This window comes from Haloimpatiens massiliensis (assembly GCF_900184255.1).
GTDB classification, from domain to species: domain Bacteria; phylum Bacillota; class Clostridia; order Clostridiales; family Clostridiaceae; genus Haloimpatiens; species Haloimpatiens massiliensis.
Genome location: NZ_LT854637.1, coordinates 1 through 20,959, shown reverse-complemented (window position 1 = coordinate 20,959; position 20,959 = coordinate 1). Strand labels below are relative to the sequence as shown.

Below are 20,959 nucleotides of genomic sequence, written 5' to 3'. Positions count from 1 at the left end.
TTGTTATTAATTAATAGCTATATTTAAAACTTCTTCCTCTTCTTCAGATAAATCATATCTTGATATTCCTCTATCGATAGGTTTTGCATAAACTACACTATCTTGTCTCCCATATATACCTGTTATAATCATTCCACTGTTGTATTCATTAAGTAAAGCTATTGAGAAACTTAAATCACTTCCTACATTTTCAAAAGCTTTATATCTTTTTATAGCTGTCTTCTGTATACAATTTTTTAAGTTTTCGTTTAAAACCTTATAATTTTCAGCTAAAGAATCAACTTTGTCTCTGCTTTCTTCTATTTTATTAAAATAATTTTCAATAACTTGTTCTATATTTTTATTATCTACTCCACGTGTAAATTTTCTAAATCTTTTCTCTAATTTACCTATAGCTTTAAATGAAATAATAAGCATTATAAATAATATAAATATTATAATTGCCATTCCAGCTATAATATAGGGTTGAAAAGCTGATAAATTTTCAAATATTGTATTCAAGTAACTCATTCCTTTCTGCTATTGTTTCACGTGAAACATTTTAATATTTTATGTAATATAATTTGAGCTTCATTTAATTATATATAAATTATTTTCTATTATCAATATTGCTTTAACTTTAATTATAATAATTATTTGCAACTTTTTCTTTAAACTCTATTATTGCATATTTAAAATATCTATTATTCTTTGAAGATCATCCTCTGAATAATACTCTATTTCTATTTTCCCTTTATTATTTTTATTATTTTTTATAAAAACCTTAGTTCCAAAATACCCTTCTAATCTATTTCTAATATCTTCGTAGTATGGATTTGCATCCGCTACTTCTTTTTTTATCTGCTCTGCATTTTTAGAAGCATTTCTTATTAACTTTTCTATTTCTCTAACACTTAAGTTTTCATCAATAACCTTTTGAGCTAAAGAATATTGTAAATCTTTATCTTCAATAGATAATAAAGCTCTTCCATGCCCTTCTGATATAACTTCGTCTATAAGATATTGTTGCACTCTTTCATCTAGATTTAAAAGTCTCATACAATTTGCTATAGCAGTTCTAGACTTTCCTATTCTACTAGAAACATCGCTTTGTGTTAAATTAAATTCTTCAATTAATCTTTTATATGCCTTTGCTTCTTCTATTGGATTTAAATCCTCTCTTTGTATATTCTCTATTAAAGATACTTCTAGAACTTCCTTTTCTGGCATATTCATAACCACAGCTGGAACCTCTTTAACTCCCACAACCTTAGCAGCTCTCCAACGTCTTTCTCCTGCTATTATTATATAACTCTCACCCTCTTTTTTTAAAACCAAAGGCTGAATTATTCCATATTGTTTTATAGACTGAGCTAATTCCATTATTTTGTCCCCATCAAAATTCTTTCTTGGCTGTTCTTTATTAGCCTTTATTGAATTTAAAGGGATTTTTAATATAGTCTCTTTATTCTCCACTTCCGAAGAATCTTGTTCTGGAATTAAAGCTCCTAACCCTTTTCCTAATCCATACTTTTTACTCAAGCTTCTTCCTCCTTATCAGTATTAAACCATCCTTTGTTTAATATTTTATTATTTAGGCTCTAACCTTTTGTCTCTTTAAAAATTCTTTAGTAAGTTTTTGATAAGCTTCAGCCCCTCTACATTTATCATCAAATAATAATATTGGAAGTCCAAAACTAGGTGCTTCTGCTAATCTTATATTTCTTGGTATCGTAGTGTTGTATACTTTATCCTTGAAATATTTCTTTACTTCTTGAACCACTTCATTACTAAGTTTTGTTCTACTATCATACATGCTCATTAAAATGCCTTCTATTTCCAAAGATTTATTTAAAGATTTTTTAACTAGCTGAACCGTATTTATAAGTTGTCCAACACCCTCTAATGCATAAAATTCACATTGAATTGGAATCAAGACACTATCTGCTGCAGAAAGAGCATTTATTGTTAAAAATCCTAAAGAAGGAGGACAATCTATAAACACATAATCAAATTCCTCATCTAAATCCTGTAGAGCATTTTTTAATATATTTTCTCTACTTTCCTTATTTATTAACTCTACTTCCGCACCAGCCAATTCCATAGTAGATGGTACAATGTAAAAATTATCAATAAGCTCTATTTTAATTATAGATTCTTTTATGCTCTTTTCTCCTGATAACACATCATAAATGGAACTTTCAATACTTCTCTTGTCCAATCCCAATCCACTAGTAGTGTTTCCTTGAGGATCAATATCTATAGTAAGTATTTTATGTCCTTTATTAGCTAAATAGGAGCATAAGTTTATATTAGTTGTAGTTTTACCCACTCCACCTTTTTGATTAAAAATGCAAATAATCTTCATTAAACTCATCACCTTTAATTATATTTTAAAAACCAGTTTACATTATTAAATTACCACCGATACTATGCGGTGGCTAATATATTTTAAATTTATCTTCAACTTCTATTATAATATTAATACATCTCTTGTGCTAGTAATTTTTCATCCCTCAACACTATAAAAAATAAAAAAAGATAAAATCAGTATAAAAGTTTTTTCTACACTAATTTTATCTTTAAGTTTTTTTATCTATTTAACGTAGTAACATCTATATTAAAATATTCATTTAATAATTTTACTAAGGTACATGAAAATAAATAACAAGTCAAAGATGCAGGTATATTTTGTGTCAGACAAGGAAGCAGGTTCCGCCGCTAGTAGAACTATCGGTGGGTTCTGCTGACGCAGTATGACGCAAAATAGACTAGCATACTGACTTGTTATTTATTTGAATGTGCCTTATTATTTATACACATAATAATATCAATTATTAATCATACCAACTTGTATTACCTCTCTAAACAATAATTATATATAATTTTAAAACTACATAAAATTTAATTATTTCTTTGGAATACATATAGTAACTTCTATAGAATCTTCTAATTCTTTAGATTTATAATTAGCTTTTATTCCGTATTTATCAAAAACTTGCTTTATGGTATTTACATAAATTCTTGGACTGAATATTCCTTTTATTCTTTTCTTACCATCGGCTGCTACTTCTTGACTACATAATTTAAGAAGTTCCCTTTCTATTACTTCCTCTGTTTTCTTTACATTTAAAGACTTACTAATAACTTCTTTCAAAACTTTATTTCTAAGCTCTTCTGAAGGCAACTTTAAAAGCGCTCTAGCATGTCTTTCTGTAAGGTTATTTTCCAAAAGAATTTGTCGGATCTTAGGTTCTAACTTGAGAAGCCTTATTTTATTTGCAATGGTAGATTGCTTCTTTCCTATAACTTCTGCCAACTGTTCTTGAGTATAAGAATGATCTTTTATTAAATTATGATAAGCTTCTGCTTCTTCTAAAAAGTTTAAATCTTGCCTTTGTAAATTTTCTAAAAGTGCAATAGCTGCTGAGTCTTTATCCGTTATATCAACTATTATAGCTGGTATTTCAGTTAATCCAGCTAATTTAGCAGCTCTAAGTCTTCTTTCACCAGCTATAAGCTCATATCTCTCTGCTGATAACTTTCTTATAGAAATTGGTTGAATAACCCCATATGCTTTTATTGATTGTGCCAACTCTTCTAAAGCTTCTTCATCAAAATGTTTTCTTGGCTGATAAGCATTTGGAACTATGGATTCTACAGGTATATAATTTATATCTTTTTGCATAGCTACCATCCCTCTTATTGTTTTCCTAATATTAACATTTCTATAAAAACATTAATATTCCTTCTTTTTTGCAAACTTTTATATACTTTATTTTATTTTTTTAATATTTATTCGCTATTTATTTATTTTCCATGGTTATTTTACTTTTTTTTCCTTATTTTAAAGGATTTTTAGAAACCGTTCCTGCTTTTCTCGGATACCCCTTGGGTGTATCCTTCACTTTTTTAACTACAACTAAATTGTGTCTTAGGTCACTTCCTTCTATATCCACCTCTATTATTTGTTGGATTTTCCCACCTAAGACTTTAATAGCTTTTTGTGCTTCCTCTAATTCTTGTGTAATAGCAGGTCCTTTTAAAGCTACAAAATATCCGCCTTTTCTTACAAAAGGGATACAAAGTTCACTTAAAACAGTCATATTAGCTACAGCTCTAGAAACCACTGCATCGTATTGTTCTCTGTATTTTTTATCTTTGGCAAAGTCTTCTGCTCTCCCATGAAGTGTTTCTACAGAATTTAAACTCAAATTATTCACTACTTCATCTAAAAATGTTATTCTTTTTTTCAATGAATCTAACAAAGTTATTTCTAAATCATCTTTAACAATCTTCATAGGTATTCCTGGAAATCCAGCTCCCGTACCTACATCTATTATTTTTTTGCACTCTTTAAGTTTTTCAAATTTAAATATTTTAAAGGAGTCAATAAAATGCTTTTTTATTATTTCTTCATCTTCTGTTATAGCAGTTAAATTTATTTTTTCATTCCACTCCTTTATCATATCCTTATAGAGAATGAACTTATTATATTTTTCTTGGCTAAATTCCAAACCTTCTTTTAAGGCTGCACTATTTAAAATATCGTAATACTCCATTTAACTTCCTCGCTTTGCACATTACTTTATTTTATTTGTTTTTCTCTATTAATTCTTTTTAATTGCTCCAAATATATCATTAGAACAGATATATCCGCTGGAGAAACTCCTGAAATTCTTGAAGCCTGCCCTAAGTTAGTAGGTCTTATTTTATTAAGTTTTTGTATAGCTTCTATTCTAAGACCTTTTACATTATTATAATCTATATTTTCTGGTATAATTTTATTTTCCATCTTCTTAAAGCTATTTACTTGCTCTATTTGTTTTTGTATATAACCCTCATATTTGGCAACTATATTTACCTGCTCTTTAACATTTTCAGGTAACTTAGGTCTTTTCACATCTAAAGGCTCTACTGTATAGTAATTAAGCTCCGGTCTCTTTATTAATTCGTACAAACTAATAGGCTTCTTTAATTCTACAGAATTTAATTCCTTTAAAAATTCATTAACTTCTCGTTTATTAGTTATTTTTAATGCCTTAATTCTATCTATTTCTTTTTCTATAGCTTCTTTTCTTTCTAAATATTTTTTATATCTATCTTCCTTTACAAGACCAACCTTATATCCTGCTTCTGTTAATCTTAAATCTGCATTATCCTGTCTTAAAATAAGTCTATATTCAGATCTGGATGTCATCATTCTATATGGCTCATTAGTACCTTTAGTGACTAAATCATCTATCAAAACCCCTATATAAGCATCTGAACGATTTAATATAAAAGGGTCTTTTCCATTGATTTTAAGAACAGCATTTATTCCTGCAATCAATCCTTGAGAAGCTGCTTCTTCATATCCTGAACTTCCATTTACCTGACCTGCTGAAAAGAATCCATCAATATTTTTAAATTCTAAAGAGAGTTTAAGCTGAGTTGGATCTATACAATCATATTCTATGGCATACCCAATTCTTGTAATTTGGGCATTTTCAAGTCCAGGAACAGTCTTAACCATCTTAACTTGTACATCCTCTGGAAGAGAGCTAGACATACCCCCTACATACATCTCTTCTGTAAACTCACCTTCTGGTTCTATAAATACCTGGTGCTGTTCCTTATCTCTAAATCTCATTACCTTATCTTCTATGGAAGGACAATATCTAGGTCCAACCCCCTCAATACTTCCATTATATAGAGGTGATCTATTTATATTATCTGTAATAACGCCATGAGTATTCCCGTTGGTATAAGTTAAATAACAAGACACCTGCTCCTTTTCTATATAATCATTCATAAAAGAAAAAGGAACTATTTTTTTATCTCCCGGCTGCTCTATCATTTTTGAAAAATCCAATGATTTTCTATTAACCCTACATGGAGTTCCAGTTTTAAATCTTCTTAAAGAAATGCCTAATTCCAAAAGATTTCTTGATAATTCATTAGCAGGCATAAGTCCACTTGGTCCTTCATTTCTACTTACTTCACCTACAATTATTCTAGATTTTAAATATGTACCTGAAGCTAAAATAACAGCCTTACAATCAAAATACCCTCCATTAGAAGTTAATACTCCTTGTACTTTCCCATCCTTAACATCTATCTGAGTTATCTCTAGTTGTTTTAAAACTATATTATGTTCTTTTTCTAATATCCACTTCATTCTTTCAGAATACTTTCTTTTGTCTGCTTGTGCTCTTAAAGAATGAACTGCTGGTCCTTTAGAGGTATTTAACATTCTAGATTGTATGAATGTTTCATCTATGTTTACTCCCATTTCTCCACCTAAGGCGTCTATCTCTTTAACTAAATGACCCTTAGCTGTTCCACCTATATTAGGATTACAAGGCATAAGAGCAATACTATCTAAATTTATTGCACACACTAAAGTCTTGCATCCAAGCCTTGCTGAAGCAAGTGCAGCCTCGCAGCCTGCGTGTCCCGCACCTATAACAACTACATCAAATTCTCCTGCATGGTAACTCATCTTCATCCCTACTTTCCTAAACAGAATTCTGAAAATATCTTATCTATTATATCCTCTTCTACAGTATCACCAGTTATTTCTCCTAATGCCGTCCATGCATTTCTTATATCTATAGATGCTAAATCTATAGCCTCTACATTTTCTAAAATTTCTATAGCAGCCTTTAAACTTTCTTTAGCTCTTATTAAAGCCTCTTTATGTCTATTGTTAGTAACATATATATCTTCTGCTTTTATTTTTCCCTTAAAAAATAATTGCTTTATACAATCTCTTATTCTATCTATTCCTTCTCCTGTTTTTACAGAAATATCTATAAGATATTGAGAGTCTAGTTTAGAAAGTTCTTCTACTTCTATCTGTCTATTTAAATCTTTTTTGTTTAAAAGGACTACATACTTTTTATCTTTTATATATTCTATAATTTCTTCATCTTCTCTATCCAATTTTCTACTTAAATCTAGCATCAATATTATTAAATCTGATTCTTCTATTTTTTCTTTAGATTTCTCTACACCTATTTTTTCTACTATATTTTCAGTTTCTCTTATACCAGCTGTATCAATTAATTTTATAGGAATTCCATCTATATTTATATACTCTTCTATTACATCTCTAGTGGTCCCAGGTACATCTGTAACTATAGCTCTATTCTCTTGAATCAATGCATTTAAAAGAGATGATTTCCCAACATTGGGTTTACCCACTATTACTACCTTTATACCTTCTTTTAGCATTTTTCCCTCTTCAGCAGTATTTAATAATTTTTCTATCTCTTCTATAACATTTACTAGTTGAATATTTGCTTTTTTAGAAGTAACTTCCTCTAGATCGTCCTCAGGGTAATCTACTGTAGCTTCTATATGAGCAATAAGCGCTAGAAGTTCACCTCTTATGCTGGATATTTCCTTGGAAATTATGCCTTCTGATTGTTTAATTGCAGATTTCATGCTAAGTTCTGTTTTAGCATTTATTATATCAATTACCGCCTCTGCCTGACTCAAATCTATTCTACCATTCAAGAAAGCTCTCTTAGTAAACTCTCCTCTTTCTGCAAGTCTTGCTCCAGCTTTTATAGTTTCCTTTAAAACTCTATTAGTAGCTACCACTCCGCCGTGGCAGTTTATTTCCACAGTATCTTCCGCTGTAAAACTTCTAGGGCCCTTCATATAACTTACAATAACTTCATCTATTACTTCTCTACTATCCTTCTCTACAATAAACCCATACCTCATAGTATAAGTCTTCATTTCCTTTAAAGATTTACCATTCTTAGCCTTAAAAATACTATCTACTATAGGCAAAGCATTATCCCCAGACACTCTTATTATTGAAACTCCACCTTCACCTAAACTAGTTGATACAGCTGAAATGGTATCAAATTCTTTCATACTTCTAACTTCCTCCCGATTTTATATGTTTACTTAGCATTATTATTTTAGCCCAATATACTTTTTTTACACTGTATTAATTTTATCAAATAAAAATATAAATTTAAACAGTTACATAGGTTATATTTTCTAATTTATAACTAACTATAAAATAAAAGAAAAAGATATACCTTATATATTAATGAGTATTTATTTAATTTGTAATCCTTAGTACCCAATACCTAGTAAAGCTTCACTTAGATATTATAGACTATGAATTTTCTTACTTATAATCACTAATAAAAAGAAAGCCCTTTAGGCTTTCTTTAAATCAATGACTACTCTTCTATATGGTTCCTGTCCTTCACTATAAGTTTTTATTTCCGAATCACTTTGAAGCGCAGAATGTATAACTCTTCTTTCATATGGATTCATCGGTTCTAATTTAACACATCTACCTTTTTGCTTAACCTTATAAGCCATTTTTTCAGCTAATTTTTTTAGAGTCTGCTCTCTTTTATATCTATAATTTTCAGTATCCAAAATAATTCTCTTGTACGGCTGATCATTATCCTTATTAACAGCAAGACTAACTAAATATTGAAGTGAATCTAACGTTTCCCCTCTATGTCCTATTATTATTCCCATATTAGGTCCTGAAAGGTTTATTTTTAAAGCAGAGCCTTCTTCTTTTATTCTTATTTCAGATTTTATATCCATAGAATTTAAAACTTTTCTTAAAAAGCCTCTAGCTTCTTCTGTATAATCCTTTTTCTCTGTAAGTTTAACCTTAGCAGATTTAGCTCCTATAAAACCAAATAATCCTTTGCTTCCCTCTTCAAGTATTTCAACTTCTACTTTATCCTCAGTTAAATTAAGCTGTTTCAACCCACTTTGTATAGCTTCCTCTACACTTTTCCCCATAACTTCAATACTTTTCATTACCGTAAGACACCGCCTTTCTACAACAAATCATTCTTAGGCATTTTGCTTACTTCTTTTCTCATTCCTTTTCATTATAGCAGTTTGACCAATTTGGAATAAGTTATTTGTTACCCAATAAAGTACCAATGCCCCTTTAAATTTTAAACTCATATATGTGATAAACACAGACATAAATATGTTCATAATAGAAGTTTGCTTTGCCTGCATGCCATCACCTTTCATTGCCATCATAGCTGATGAAAGATATGTAGTTACTCCTGACAATATTGGCAATATTAATGAAAGTGGATCTTTAAGTGATGCTACTCCTCCTAAATCTTTCATCCATAAAAAGCTTACACCGCTTATGTTAGGTAAATTTAAAAATAAATAATACATGGCAAATAATATTGGCATCTGTATTATTAAAGGTAGACATCCACTTAGAGGACTTACACCATTTTCTTTATAAAGCTTCATAACTTCTTCTTGCATTTTTTGAGGATTATTTTTATACTTTTCCTGTAATTTTTTCATTTCTGGTTGTATTTCACTCATTTTAACAGTAGATCTTATCTGTTTAAAGTTTATAGGCAATAATATTATTCTTATTATTGCTGTAAATAATATTATGGCTAAGCCATATGTGATGTTATTGTTGGGTATAAAACTATTTAACCCAGTGTGCAACATTTCAAAAAATTTCGATAACCATTGTGATAAAAACTGCACTTTTAAACCTCCCAAAATTAAATATTATTTGACAGGATCGTATCCACCATCATGAAAAGGATGGCATTTTAAAATCCTCTTTATGGCCATAATACCTCCTTTAAAAGCTCCATACTTTTCAATAGCTTCTAAAGCATACTGTGAACATGTAGGATAAAACCTACAACAGGGAGTTTTTAATGGGGATATGTATTTTCTATAAAATTTAATCATGCAAATTAGAACTCTCTTCATTATTATATAAACCAGCTTTCTTAATTATATTGATTAAAGCTTTCTCTATTTCTTTGTATGTTCTATCCTTGCAACTAGTTCTAGCTATTATAACTAAATCAAGGTCATTCACTTTGAAATTATATTGGTTTAATCTGTAACTTTCCTTTATCAATCTCTTAACTCTACTTCTAACCACACTATTTCCTACTTTTTTGCTAACTGAAATTCCTAATCTATTAGTATTATCGTTTTTTTTATTTTTATACTTATATAAAACTAACAAGTTATTTGAAAAAGACTTTCCTCTTCTATATACAGTTTTAAACTCAACATTTTTTTTTAAACCTTCAAGTTTCATTTAAACCTTACTCCTTTTATCTGCAGTTGCAGAAAAAGGCCACTTATGCGGCCTTATGCTGTCAATCTTTTTCTACCTTTAAGTCTTCTTCTTTGAAGAACATTTCTTCCAGACTTAGTGCTCATTCTCTTTCTGAAACCGTGTTCTCTTTTTCTTTGTAACTTCTTTGGTTGGTAAGTTCTTAACATCCTACTGCACCTCCTTCATTTGAAGTTAGTATATAGCAAAGTATTACTTACTAACTATATTTATGGTTTTACTATTAAATTATATAGTTATAGATACCCAATGTCAAGAAGAACAAAATGTATATTAATGTTAAAAAATATTGCATTCTAAAATCACTTTTTTTTATATTTTCTATTATTAAAAAACCAAATTTTAAAATTATACTAAGAAACTGTGAATATTTTTTCATATTTTTAATATTTTTGTGGATAACTTCTTGAATACCTTTATTCCTTTTGATATTATTAATTGTGAACTGTGAATATTTTTTTATTATTAATAATTATACACAGGCTGTTGATAACTTTGTGGATAAATTGTTTTAATCTGTACATATTTTTTTAATACATTTATTTGTACCGCTTATTTATGCGGATTTTATCATTTTTTTTTATGTAAATAACTTTTTTTATGCATCTGTTGATAATTTATGTTATAATGAGATTCTCTGAAATTATAAACATAATTATCAACATGTGAATATTTTTATATACATTTGTCTAGTATTTATAGATGGGTTAATAATTGTAGATAACTCTGTTTATATATTGTTTATTATTTTTTTGAACTGGAGGATAAGAAATGGATGTTCATCTTACTCAAATTTGGGAAAAAACCTTAAATATCATAAAAGGTGAACTTACAGAAGTAAGCTTTAATACTTGGATTAAAAGCATAATTCCTATATCCATAGACAGGGATTGCTTAAAATTAGGGGTACCTAACAATTTTACTAAAGAAATATTAGAAAATAGATATAAAAATCTAATTTCTAATGCTATTAAATTAATAAGTTCGAAATCTTACAATATTGAATTTATAATTGCCAGCGAAGAGGCAGTAGACGTTCAACCAAAGGAGCAAATAAAACCAGAACAGAGTAAAATAATAGTTAGCCCTGAAATAACATCTACTCTGAATCCTAAATATACCTTTGATTCTTTTGTTATAGGTAATAGTAATAGATTTGCTCATGCAGCTTCTTTAGCGGTAGCAGAATCCCCGGCTAAGGCTTATAACCCCCTTTTTATTTATGGAGGCGTGGGATTGGGTAAAACGCACCTTATGCATGCTATAGGCCATTATGTATTAGAGAATAACCCTAATTCAAAGGTTGTATATGTTACTTCTGAAAAATTCACTAATGAATTAATAAATTCTATAAAAGACGATAAAAACGTAGAATTTAGAAACAAATATAGAAATGTAGATATTCTTCTTATTGACGATATTCAATTTATCGCCGGTAAAGAAAGAACGCAAGAAGAATTTTTCCACACTTTCAACGCTCTTCACGAGGCTAATAAACAAATAATACTATCTAGTGATAGACCTCCAAAGGAAATTCCTACATTAGAAGATAGATTAAGATCTAGATTCGAATGGGGGCTGATTGCAGATATTCAAGCTCCAGATTTTGAAACTAGAATAGCCATTCTTAAAAAGAAGGCAGATGTGGAAAATCTAAATATTCCTAACGAAGTTATGGTGTATATAGCTAATAAAATTAAATCTAATATTAGGGAATTAGAAGGAGCTCTTATTAGAATAGTAGCCTTTTCTTCTTTGACTAATAAGGAAATTAGCGTAGATTTAGCTTCTGAAGCACTAAAAGATATAATCTCTAATAGTCAAAGTAAACAAATAACTATTAGTTCTATCCAAGACATTGTTTCTAGTTATTTTAATCTTAGCGTGGATGATTTTAAATCCTCTAGGAGAACTAGAAATATAGCCTACCCTAGACAAATAGCTATGTATCTATGTAGAAAATTAACGGATATGTCTCTTCCTAAAATAGGAGAAGAATTTGGCGGAAGGGATCACACTACTGTTATACATGCTTACGAAAAAATCTCAAACAACTTAAAAAAAGATAACGGACTTAAGAGTACTATAGAGGACTTAAGCAATAAAATATCTCAAAATTAACATGTGTTTATAATATATATTTAATTACTTGTGGATAAAAGAAAATATGGTTTTCATCTCTGGATACTGTGGATAAAATATTAAATTTATTATTTATTTATCCACAATTATTTTTGTTTGTGTTTTACGCATTTTTAAAGGGTTGACCTACTTATCCACATACTAACAGCCCCTACTACTATTACTACTATAATATCTATATATTATCTTCTCTTTCTATATAAAAATTCGTTGTTTATAAATAAGGAGGTTTTACTTTGATATTTACATGTGAAAAAAGTAAATTACAAGAAGCTATTAATATAGCTCAAAAAGCTATTACAGGAAAATCTACTATGTCTATATTACAAGGAATACTATTAATAGCTGAAAATAATACTGTTACTTTAATAGGTTCAGATATAGATCTAAGTATAGAGACTAAAGTAGAAGCTAATGTACTTGAAAATGGAAGAATAGTTCTAGATTCAAGACTTTTTGGTGAAATAATTAAAAAATTACCTAATAGTACTGTAGAAATACGAACTACAGAAAAAAATAGTATAGATATAAAGTGTGAAAAATCCAACTCCACACTTTTCCACATGAGTGCAGATGAATACCCAGAAATACCAACAATAGATGAAAATAAAATGTGCTTATTATCACAGAAATTACTTAAAAATATGATAAAAGGAACAATATTTGCTGTAGCACAAGATGAAACAAGACCTATATTAACTGGTGTTTTATTTGAAATAACAAAAAATAAACTTAATCTAGTTGCTCTAGATGGATATAGACTTGCTTTACGCAGTGAAAATATTGATGAAGAAAATGATATAAATTGTGTAATTCCTGGTAAAACACTAAATGAAGTATCTAAAATATTAGAAGATGATGAAAAAAAGGTTGCTTTATCTTTTACAGATAATCATATATTGTTTAATTTAGGAAAAACTAAAATTATATCAAGACTTTTGGAAGGAGATTTTATAAAATACGACTCTATAATACCAGAGGAATACAACCTTAGAGTTACTACTAAAAAAGATGAAATACTAGGTTGTATTGAAAGAGCATCGCTTATGGGTAAAGATGGAAATACTAATTTAGTAAAATTTGATATAAAAGATGACAATATGATAATTACATCTAATTCTCAATTGGGAAAGGTTAGAGAAGAATTAAATATAATTTTGCAAGGTGAGTCTTTAAAAACTGCATTTAACTCAAGATATTTAATTGATGTGTTTAAAATAATGGAAGAAGAAGAAATATACATGGAATTTTCTAGCAGTGTTAGTCCTTGCATAATCAAAAATAAGGAAAATAATAACTGCACATATTTATTGCTTCCAGTTAGAGTTGCTGTTAGATAAATAACAAAAGGAGTTTATATATTATGGAAAAAATAAGTATAAATACTGAACAAATAAAGTTAGATGCTTTTTTGAAATGGAGTGGTGCAGCTTCTCTAGGATCAGAAGCTAAAATATATATACAAGAAGGTGAAGTTAAAGTTAACGGCGAAACAGAAACAAGAAGAGGTAGAAAATTAGTTAAGGGTGATATAATAGAACTTCACGGAACAGAGTACCAAATAGTTTAAAAAAATACTATTTAGATTAATTATTTTAGTCACTAATCATATTGTGATATAATAAAAAGGTGTATGAATTATGTATGTTAAGGGATTACAGCTTATAAATTTTAGAAATTACCATAATTTATTAATAGATTTTAAAAGGGGGGTAAATGTTCTTGTAGGAGATAATGCACAAGGAAAAACTAATATACTTGAAAGTATATACTACTGCAGTTTAGCCAAATCTCATAGAACAAACAGAGATAAAGAACTTATTAATTGGGATTCAAATAATGCGTATATATCTCTTGCAGTGGGAAGAGAAAGGTTAGATAAAAAAATAGATATAAAAATATTTAAAGAGGGAAAAAAGGGCATTAATGTAAATTCTATAAAGGTTAATAAAATAGCTGACCTTATTGGAATTTTTAATGTAGTTATGTTTTCCCCAGAGGATTTAGATACTGTTAAAGGTTCTCCCTCTGCAAGAAGACGACTTTTAGATATAGAGCTTTGCAAATTAAGTAAAAAGTATTATTATAATTTATCTGCATATAAAAAGACTTTAGGAGAAAGAAATTCCCTTTTAAAATGTATGAAAGTTGATGAAGGTATTTTAGATGTATATGATACTCAAATGAGTTCTTTTGGAGCGTATTTAATCACAGAAAGATTAAAATACATAAAAATGCTTAATAAATATGGAGAGAGTATACATTCAAATATAACTAGTGGAAAAGAAAAAATAAGTTTTAGTTATGTATCTCAAATTAAAAATATTCAGGATACAAAAGACGTAGAACAGGCTCTTTTTTATTTATTAAAAAGTCATAGAAAAAGTGATATGGATAAGAGAAATACATCAGCAGGACCACACAGAGATGATTTTGATATAAAAATAAACGATATAGATGCTAGAGAATATGGTTCACAAGGTCAACAAAGAACTTCTGTATTAACAATAAAGTTTGCTTTTTTGGATATAATTAAAAGTATAACAGGGGAATATCCTGTTCTTTTATTGGATGATGTTTTATCAGAATTAGATATTAGGAGACAAAAATATATATTAAGTTCTATAAAAGACATTCAAACAATTATAACCTGTACGGGCATGCATAATATTCAAGAATATCTAGGAGAAGACTCTTTAGCTTATGAAGTTAGAAATGGAAATATAGAAAGAATTAAGTAGTTCTAAGGAGGATATTTTATGTTTTTACATTTAGGTGAGAATGTAGTAGTGCCAGTAGAAGATGTCATAGGAATTTTTGATATGGAAACTACTATGTATAGTTCAGATACCAGTCAATTTTTAAGATTGGCAGAAGAGGATGGTTTTGTAGAGAGAGTTACTAAGGAAAAGCCTAAATCCTTTGTTATTGCAGAAGTTGATAAGAAGAGCAAAATATATTTGTCTCCAATATCGTCATCTACTCTTCAAAAAAGAGCTAAAACCATATACTTTCAACTATAGCGTAGGTTAGGAGGTAAAGTTTTAATGGAAAATAACGGAGTTTATGATGAAAGTCAAATACAGGTACTAGAGGGTCTGGAAGCTGTAAGAAAAAGACCAGGAATGTATATAGGTAGTACTAGTTTAAGAGGACTTCATCACTTGGTTTATGAAATAGTAGATAATAGTATAGATGAAGCATTAGAAGGTTATTGTGATGAAATACAGGTAAATATACATAAAGATAACTCAGTTACCATAGAGGATAATGGTAGAGGTATGCCTGTAGGTATGCACCATAAGATGAAGATGCCTACAGTTGAAGTTATAATGACAGTACTTCATGCTGGAGGTAAATTTGGAGGGGGAGGATACAAGGTATCCGGAGGACTTCATGGTGTTGGTGCTTCTGTAGTTAATGCTTTATCAGAGCACTGTAGTGTTACAGTTTTTAGAGATGGGGATGTTTGGAAGCAGGAATATTCAAGAGGAAAGGCTGTTACAGGTTTAGATAAAGTAGGAAATTCAGATAAGCATGGAACAAAGACATATTTTCTTCCAGATTCCGAAATTTTTGAGGAAATAGATTTTGATTATGATACATTAGCTCAAAGATTAAGAGAATTAGCATTTTTAAACAAGGGAATTAAAATAATATTTAAAGACGAAAGAGAAGAAAAAGAAGAGATTTTCCACTATGAAGGTGGAATAAAATCTTTTGTAAGTTACTTAAATAGAAATAAACAGGCGTTGTATCCAGAACCAATATATGTAGAAGGTACTAAAGATGATTATATTGTAGAAATGGCCCTTCAACATAACGATACATACTCAGAGAACATCTTTTCTTTTGCAAATAATATAGATACTGTAGAAGGTGGAACACATTTAGCTGGTTTTAAAGCTGCTCTTACAAGAATAATAAATGATTATTCTAAGAAATTTGGATTTTTAAAAGAAAATGATAAAAATCTATCAGGAGAGGATATAAGGGAAGGACTTACAGCTGTAATATCTGTAAAACTTACAGAGCCTCAATTTGAAGGGCAGACAAAAACAAAACTAGGAAATAGTGAAGCACGTGGAATAGTAGATAGCATACTTACAGAAACAGTAGAGGCTTATCTTGAAGAAAATCCTCAGATTGCAAAAATTATAGTAGATAAGGGACTTACTGCATCTCGTGCAAGAGAAGCTGCTAAAAAGGCAAGGGAACTCACAAGAAGAAAATCTGTACTTGAAAGTACATCATTGCCAGGAAAACTTTCGGATTGTTCTTCAAAGGATCCAGAGAAATGTGAAATATACTTAGTAGAGGGAGACTCTGCAGGTGGTAGCGCAAAACAAGGAAGAAATAGAGAATTTCAAGCTATCTTACCTCTAAGGGGTAAAATAATGAATGTAGAAAAACAGAGGCTTGATAAAATATTAGGTTACCAGGAAATAAGATCTATGGTAACAGCTTTTGGTGCGGGTATAGGAAAAGAATTTGATATAAGTAAAATAAGATATAATAGAATTATAATAATGACAGATGCGGACGTTGATGGTGCCCATATAAGAACTTTGCTTTTAACATTCTTCTACAGATACATGAAAGAATTAGTAGAGCAAGGACATGTATATATTGCACAACCTCCACTTTATAAAATATCTAAAGGCAAGAAAGAATATTATTCTTACAGTGATAAAGAATTAGATATGATATTACAGGAAGTTGGAGGAAAAGATACAAATACAGAAATTCAAAGATACAAAGGTCTAGGAGAAATGGACGCGGAACAACTTTGGGAAACTACCATGGATCCAGATAAAAGAACCTTACTAAAGGTAACGGTAGAAGACGCTATGGCTGCAGATGAGATATTCACTATACTTATGGGTGATAAAGTAGAACCTCGCAGACAGTTTATTGAGGAAAATGCTAAAAAAGTTGTTAACCTAGATATATAAAGATAAAAGAGGTGTAACTACATGTTTGAAGGTAAAATACTACCAGTAGATGTAAAGAATGAAATGAAAAAATCTTATATAGATTACGCTATGAGTGTAATAGTAGGTCGTGCACTGCCCGATGTAAGAGATGGTTTAAAGCCAGTTCATAGAAGAATAATTTATTCTATGCATGAGCTAGGTTTAACACCAGAAAAGGGATATAGAAAATGTGCAAGAATAGTCGGAGACGTTTTAGGTAAATACCATCCACATGGTGATACTGCAGTTTATGATGCTCTTGTTAGAATGGCTCAAGATTTTAATATGAGATATACTCTTGTAGATGGCCATGGAAACTTTGGTTCTATAGATGGCGATGGTGCTGCGGCTATGAGGTATACTGAGGCTAAAATGAGCAAAATAAATCTACAGATGATTAGGGATATAAATAAAAATACTGTAGATTTCATACCTAACTTTGATGGAGAAGAAAAGGAACCTTGCGTTTTACCATCTAGATTTCCTAATTTATTAGTAAATGGTTCAGCAGGTATAGCAGTAGGTATGGCCACTAATATACCACCTCATAACCTAAGAGAAGTAGTAGATGGCATAATAATGCTTATAGATAATCCCGAAGTTACAATACAAGAACTCATGACAAAGATAAAAGGACCAGATTTCCCAACAGCAGGAATAATAAAAGGAACTGCTGGAATTAGGCAGGCTTATGAAACTGGTAGAGGAAGAATAGTCATGAGGGCTAAAACAGACATAGAAGAAGAAAAAGGAAGAACTAGAATAATAGTTACTGAAATACCTTATCAGGTAAATAAGTCAAGACTTATAGAGAATATAGCTAATTTAGTTAAAAATAAAAAGGTAGATGGTATATCTGATTTAAGAGACGAATCTGATAGAGAAGGTATGAGAATCGTCATTGAACTAAAAAGGGATGCCAATCCTAATGTGGTTTTAAATAGGTTATATAAGCATACTAGACTTCAAGATACCTTTGGAGTAATAATGCTAGCATTAGTAAACAATGAACCTAAAGTTTTAAATTTAAAACAAATATTAGTAGAGTATGTGAAATTCCAAGAAGAAGTAATTACAAGAAGAACTCAATTTGAGCTAGATAAAGCTTTAGCAAGAGCTCATATTTTAGAAGGATTAAAAATAGCATTAGATCATATAGATGAGGTAATAAGCTTAATAAGAGCTTCTAAAACTACTCAAGAAGCAAGAAATGGCCTTATGAGTAAATTTAATCTTTCTGAAAAACAATCCCAAGCAATACTAGACATGAAGCTTCAAAGATTAACAGGTTTGGAAAGAGAAAAAATAGAAGATGAATATAACGCATTACAGGAAAATATAAAGAGATTAAAAGAAATATTAGGAAATAAGGAGATACTTTTAAACCTAATCAAAGAAGAACTTTTAGAAATAAGAGATAAATATGGTGATGAAAGAAGATCTGCCATAGAAAAAAATATTCATGATATAGACATTGAGGATTTAATAGAAGAGCAAAATGTAGTTATAACATTAACTCATGAAGGTTATATTAAGAGATTGCCGGAAGATACCTATAGTGCTCAAAAAAGAGGCGGAAGAGGAATACAGGCTATGGCAACGAAGGAAGAAGACTTTGTTGAACATTTATTTATTACATCAACACATAATGAATTGATGTTCTTTACTAATGAAGGTAGAACGTATAAGTTAAAGGCATATGAGATACCAGAAGCAGGAAGAACAGCTAAAGGAACCAACATAATAAATATAATTCCTTTAAATCAAGAAGAAAGAATTCAAGCGGTAATAGCTTTAAAAGAATTTGATAAAGATAAATACCTAATGATGGCTACTAAAAAAGGTATAGTAAAGAAAACATCCTTAAGTCAATATGCTAATATAAGGAAATCAGGATTAAATGCTGTAACATTAAAAGATGGAGATGAGCTAATAGATGCTAAATTAACAGATGGAAACAATGAGCTTATAATGGTTACAAGAAATGGATACAGCATAAGATTTAAAGAGACTGATGTTAGACCTATGGGAAGAAATGCAGCAGGTGTTAAAGCTATAACTTTAAGAAATAATGATATAGCAGTGTCTATGAATGTAGTAAATGAAGATGAAAAATTATTAGTTGTAAGCCAAAATGGATTTGGTAAGAGAACTCCTATTTCAGAATATAGTACTATAAAAAGAGGCGGAAAAGGTATTATAACTTATAAGGTTACAGATAAGACCGGGTATATAGTTGGAGCTAAGATGGTCAAAGAAACGGATGAAATAATGCTTATAAATAGTAAAGATATAGTTATAAGGATAAATGTTTCTGATATATCTATTACAAGCAGAAATACTATGGGCGTAACTCTTATGAAAACTGGAGAAGAAATAGAAGTAGTGGCTATGGCTAAAATTAACTGTGAAGATGAAAAAATGTGTGAAGAAAATATTGATGAAGATAATAGCCTAGCAGAGAAACAACAAAATGGCAATCAAGAACAGAACATTGATTCAGTAGACCAAGAAGAGAATAATGAAATATTAGAACAAGAACAAAGTGAAGAATAATAAAGTGAAGAATAATAAAGTAATAAAAAATGCTACATAAACATGTAGCATTTTTTTATTGGTTTATATAAAACAAATATTTACCAAAAAATAATAATAAACTTAACCTTGCGTATCTATATAAGAAAAACTAAGTAAAAAGAAATAAAAAAGAGAAAATTGTATTTAAACTATATAATTTAATTAATTTATAAAAATATAGTTTTGTTTATATGATATTATATATTTCGTCGCAAGGCGACAGAGAAAAACTGGTCTTTGAAAATTAAACAGAGATGATGATGATAAATCATAAAGTCAGTGAATTTGAGTTTGAGATTGAACTTTAAATTGAGAGTTTGATCCTGGCTCAGGACGAACGCTGGCGGCGTGCCTAACACATGCAAGTCGAGCGATGAAGTTCCCTTCGGGGAACGGATTAGCGGCGGACGGGTGAGTAACACGTGGGCAACCTGCCTCAAAGAGGGGAATAGCCTCCCGAAAGGGAGATTAATACCGCATAAAATTACGAAATCGCATGGTTTTGTAATCAAAGGAGTAATCCGCTTTGAGATGGGCCCGCGGCGCATTAGCTAGTTGGTAAGGTAAAGGCTTACCAAGGCGACGATGCGTAGCCGACCTGAGAGGGTGATCGGCCACATTGGAACTGAGACACGGTCCAGACTCCTACGGGAGGCAGCAGTGGGGAATATTGCGCAATGGGGGAAACCCTGACGCAGCAACGCCGCGTGAGTGATGAAGGCCTTAGGGTTGTAAAGCTCTGTTATCTGGGACGATAATGACGGTACCAGAGGAGGAAGCCACGGCTAACTACGTGCCAGCAGCCGCGGTAATACGTAGGTGGCGAGCGTTGTCCGGATTTACTGGGCGTAAAGAGTGCGTAGGCGGATGTTTAAGTGAGATGTGAAATACCCGAGCTCAACTTGGGTGCTGCATTTCAAACTGGGCATCTAGAGTGCAGGAGAGGAAAGCGGAATTCCTAGTGTAGCGGTGAAATGCGTAGAGATTAGGAAGAACACTAGTGGCGAAGGCGGCTTTCTGGACTGTAACTGACGCTGAGGCACGAAAGCGTGGGGAGCAAACAGGATTAGATACCCTGGTAGTCCACGCCGTAAACGATGGGTACTAGGTGTCGGGGGTCCAACCTCGGTGCCGCAGTAAACACATTAAGTACCCCGCCTGGGGA

General features: G+C 30.5%; 19 protein-coding genes and 1 rRNA gene. 8 read left to right on the top strand and 12 right to left on the bottom strand.

All coding sequences use genetic code 11. The features are described 5' to 3' along the window. Nucleotides 1–6: 6 nt before the first annotated feature. From C1715_RS03255 to rpmH, 12 genes are all read right to left on the bottom strand, one after another. Nucleotides 7–501, bottom strand: coding sequence for a DUF4446 family protein (locus tag C1715_RS03255; protein ID WP_423240819.1), 495 nt, complete (start codon nt 499–501; stop codon nt 7–9). A gap of 159 nt (nt 502–660) precedes the next feature. After that, the gene (locus C1715_RS03250; protein ID WP_102399238.1) at nt 661–1,521 is read right to left on the bottom strand and encodes a ParB/RepB/Spo0J family partition protein; all 861 of its coding nucleotides are present in this window, start codon (nt 1,519–1,521) and stop codon (nt 661–663) included. Between the two features lie 52 nt (nt 1,522–1,573). Further along, entirely contained in the window at nt 1,574–2,347 is a 774-nt protein-coding gene (locus C1715_RS03245; protein ID WP_102399237.1) for a ParA family protein, read from the bottom strand. 540 nt (nt 2,348–2,887) lie between these two features. After that, nucleotides 2,888–3,667 carry a nucleoid occlusion protein gene (gene noc / locus C1715_RS03240; protein ID WP_102399236.1) on the bottom strand — a complete coding sequence of 260 codons (780 nt, stop codon included), beginning with the start codon at nt 3,665–3,667 and terminating at the stop codon, nt 2,888–2,890. 154 nt (nt 3,668–3,821) lie between these two features. Next, the gene (gene rsmG, locus C1715_RS03235) at nt 3,822–4,541 is read right to left on the bottom strand and encodes a 16S rRNA (guanine(527)-N(7))-methyltransferase RsmG (RefSeq protein WP_102399235.1); all 720 of its coding nucleotides are present in this window, start codon (nt 4,539–4,541) and stop codon (nt 3,822–3,824) included. A gap of 26 nt (nt 4,542–4,567) precedes the next feature. After that, the gene (mnmG, locus tag C1715_RS03230; RefSeq protein WP_102399484.1) at nt 4,568–6,463 is read right to left on the bottom strand and encodes a tRNA uridine-5-carboxymethylaminomethyl(34) synthesis enzyme MnmG; all 1,896 of its coding nucleotides are present in this window, start codon (nt 6,461–6,463) and stop codon (nt 4,568–4,570) included. 8 nt (nt 6,464–6,471) lie between these two features. Next, the gene (gene mnmE / locus C1715_RS03225) at nt 6,472–7,851 is read right to left on the bottom strand and encodes a tRNA uridine-5-carboxymethylaminomethyl(34) synthesis GTPase MnmE (RefSeq protein WP_102399234.1); all 1,380 of its coding nucleotides are present in this window, start codon (nt 7,849–7,851) and stop codon (nt 6,472–6,474) included. Between the two features lie 294 nt (nt 7,852–8,145). Next, entirely contained in the window at nt 8,146–8,772 is a 627-nt protein-coding gene (gene jag, locus C1715_RS03220) for an RNA-binding cell elongation regulator Jag/EloR (RefSeq protein WP_102399233.1), read from the bottom strand. A gap of 36 nt (nt 8,773–8,808) precedes the next feature. Further along, complete coding sequence (gene yidC / locus C1715_RS03215; RefSeq protein WP_102399232.1) at nt 8,809–9,486, bottom strand: membrane protein insertase YidC; 678 nt, start codon at nt 9,484–9,486, stop codon at nt 8,809–8,811. A 24-nt stretch (nt 9,487–9,510) separates the two neighbouring features. Continuing rightward, on the bottom strand, nt 9,511–9,720 hold the full coding sequence (gene yidD, locus C1715_RS03210; protein ID WP_102399231.1) for a membrane protein insertion efficiency factor YidD: 210 nt from the start codon (nt 9,718–9,720) through the stop codon (nt 9,511–9,513). Then, nucleotides 9,692–10,060 (bottom strand): ribonuclease P protein component, encoded by a 369-nt coding sequence (rnpA, locus tag C1715_RS03205; protein ID WP_102399230.1) that lies wholly within the window; start codon nt 10,058–10,060, stop codon nt 9,692–9,694. Before rnpA ends, yidD begins: the two co-directional genes overlap by 29 nt. A gap of 53 nt (nt 10,061–10,113) precedes the next feature. Then, the gene (gene rpmH / locus C1715_RS03200) at nt 10,114–10,248 is read right to left on the bottom strand and encodes a 50S ribosomal protein L34 (protein ID WP_035293155.1); all 135 of its coding nucleotides are present in this window, start codon (nt 10,246–10,248) and stop codon (nt 10,114–10,116) included. 622 nt (nt 10,249–10,870) lie between these two features. On the opposite strand from rpmH, the gene dnaA reads away from it, so the two are divergent. The 8 genes from dnaA to C1715_RS03160 form a co-directional block, all read left to right on the top strand. After that, nucleotides 10,871–12,220 (top strand): chromosomal replication initiator protein DnaA, encoded by a 1,350-nt coding sequence (gene dnaA, locus C1715_RS03195; protein ID WP_102399229.1) that lies wholly within the window; start codon nt 10,871–10,873, stop codon nt 12,218–12,220. Between the two features lie 257 nt (nt 12,221–12,477). Further along, complete coding sequence (gene dnaN / locus C1715_RS03190; protein WP_102399228.1) at nt 12,478–13,581, top strand: DNA polymerase III subunit beta; 1,104 nt, start codon at nt 12,478–12,480, stop codon at nt 13,579–13,581. 23 nt (nt 13,582–13,604) lie between these two features. After that, nucleotides 13,605–13,811 carry a S4 domain-containing protein YaaA gene (gene yaaA / locus C1715_RS03185; protein WP_102399227.1) on the top strand — a complete coding sequence of 69 codons (207 nt, stop codon included), beginning with the start codon at nt 13,605–13,607 and terminating at the stop codon, nt 13,809–13,811. A 70-nt stretch (nt 13,812–13,881) separates the two neighbouring features. After that, nucleotides 13,882–14,982: a DNA replication/repair protein RecF gene (gene recF, locus C1715_RS03180; protein ID WP_102399226.1), complete on the top strand. Its 1,101-nt coding sequence runs from the start codon at nt 13,882–13,884 to the stop codon at nt 14,980–14,982. 18 nt (nt 14,983–15,000) lie between these two features. Then, nucleotides 15,001–15,264: an extracellular matrix regulator RemB gene (remB, locus tag C1715_RS03175; RefSeq protein ID WP_035293163.1), complete on the top strand. Its 264-nt coding sequence runs from the start codon at nt 15,001–15,003 to the stop codon at nt 15,262–15,264. 24 nt (nt 15,265–15,288) lie between these two features. After that, nucleotides 15,289–17,196 carry a DNA topoisomerase (ATP-hydrolyzing) subunit B gene (gene gyrB, locus C1715_RS03170; protein ID WP_102399225.1) on the top strand — a complete coding sequence of 636 codons (1,908 nt, stop codon included), beginning with the start codon at nt 15,289–15,291 and terminating at the stop codon, nt 17,194–17,196. 21 nt (nt 17,197–17,217) lie between these two features. Continuing rightward, complete coding sequence (gene gyrA / locus C1715_RS03165; RefSeq protein ID WP_102399224.1) at nt 17,218–19,773, top strand: DNA gyrase subunit A; 2,556 nt, start codon at nt 17,218–17,220, stop codon at nt 19,771–19,773. A gap of 326 nt (nt 19,774–20,099) precedes the next feature. Further along, nucleotides 20,100–20,959, top strand: a 16S ribosomal RNA gene (locus C1715_RS03160); the annotation flags it as partial.